The 1432-nt window shown below is 40.9% G+C and carries 1 protein-coding gene and 1 pseudogene; both read left to right on the top strand.

Going from position 1 to position 1432, the window contains the following annotated elements:
• Positions 1-1181: pseudogene (locus tag F6K38_RS41850) on the top strand (hypothetical protein); the annotation flags it as partial.
• 170 nt (positions 1182-1351) lie between these two features.
• Positions 1352-1432 (top strand): type II toxin-antitoxin system HicB family antitoxin (locus tag F6K38_RS41845; RefSeq protein WP_502709670.1); only part of this gene is annotated, 81 nt, incomplete at its 3' end.

Below are 1432 nucleotides of genomic sequence, written 5' to 3'. Positions count from 1 at the left end.
AAGGCTGTGAAACCCTTAAAAGAACGATTCGGGAAAACCACATAGAGGTGGTTAATTGTGTAATCGCTGACTGTTCTAATCCTGACCAAGCTAACCAAGTTTTGGAGTTAATTCTAGACTACCTAGTTGACAACATTGAAGACCTAGACAGTAAATATGCCAAAGCTTATCAAGACCACATAGATATCCTCCACAAAGACTTAGAAACTGATTTACAGAAAGCGAATAAAGCCCTAGCTGGATTTGGGGATGAAGACCAGTTATTTGTGGATCGATTCAAGGAATTTAAAGAAGAACTATCTGACAGTCTTGAAAAATTCCTCAAAAAACTCAGAAAAGACCGGGAAACAGTTGATCCTTACTTTAAAGCAAAAGTCGATACTGTAATGAAAGCCTGCCAAAGTGACTCGGGAATTCCAGCACTAGAAGAAATTGAAAGACAACGCACAGACCGATTCGGAGGATCTTACAGGTCTACCTACTACGGATCGATTGCAGCGATGCGAGCCAACCTTTCAAAGCATTTCCTTTCCTTAAATGAAGGGCTCCAGCAATCAGTGGAGCAGCTCAAATCAGAAGTAACAAATGTGCTGGTAAACCTGAAAAAGGGGCACTTGGGGAATCTAACCAAAGAGCGTGATGCCAAGTTTCTAGGGGTGATGACCGAGTTACTCGATAAGTATAACAATCAATTAGAGCTAGGATTCCGAACCCTTTGGGAGTCTCAAGTTTCCTATGAAGGATTAATTCTACACAGTATCCGACAGCACTTTGATAACGAACTTGAACCCGATCTAATCAACAACAACACCCTGAGCATTACAACTTCCGAGTCAGGAAAACCCCAAGTTGAAGAATTTAATCAACAAGAAGTAAAAAATCGTCTAGAAGCTCTTCATAAAAAAGTGGTCATTAAATGTAAGCAAACCTTAGATCAGTGGTTAACTGAACCAAGCCAAGTCAGATACTTCATCATCGGAGAGTTCTTTGATCGCATTCACTATGCCAAAGATATGGAAGACCAGTGGCGGACTTTTCTAAGAAAGGAAGAAATTCGCTCGAAAGTATGGCCTGAGTTCCAAAGGCTAAAAGAACATAAACAAATTCAGCAGGAGTGGCAAAATTTGCTCCAGAAAGCAATCAGCAGCAACAAATTGGAATCTATGAATTTTTTGAACTAACTTTGCGTAAGCTCTCAGCCTGGTTGACTGACAAAAGTTGAAGTGGAAAGAGCGAAAAGTAAGAGTAGTCAGGGTGTGGATAAGCTTGACAAAAGTACACCGGATCATCTGATTGACCCATGAGGTGATGAGTTAAAATACACAAAAAACTATTGAGCAAGCAAACCCAAATGCAGATTAAGGTCGCAATACATCCAGCAGAAGAAGGTGGTTTTTGGGCAGAAGTACCCGCACTACCTGGCTGCATTACT

This window comes from Moorena sp. SIO3B2 (assembly GCF_010692525.1).
Lineage (GTDB): Bacteria > Cyanobacteriota > Cyanobacteriia > Cyanobacteriales > Coleofasciculaceae > Moorena > Moorena producens.
This window is presented reverse-complemented; position numbering and strand designations above follow the sequence as displayed.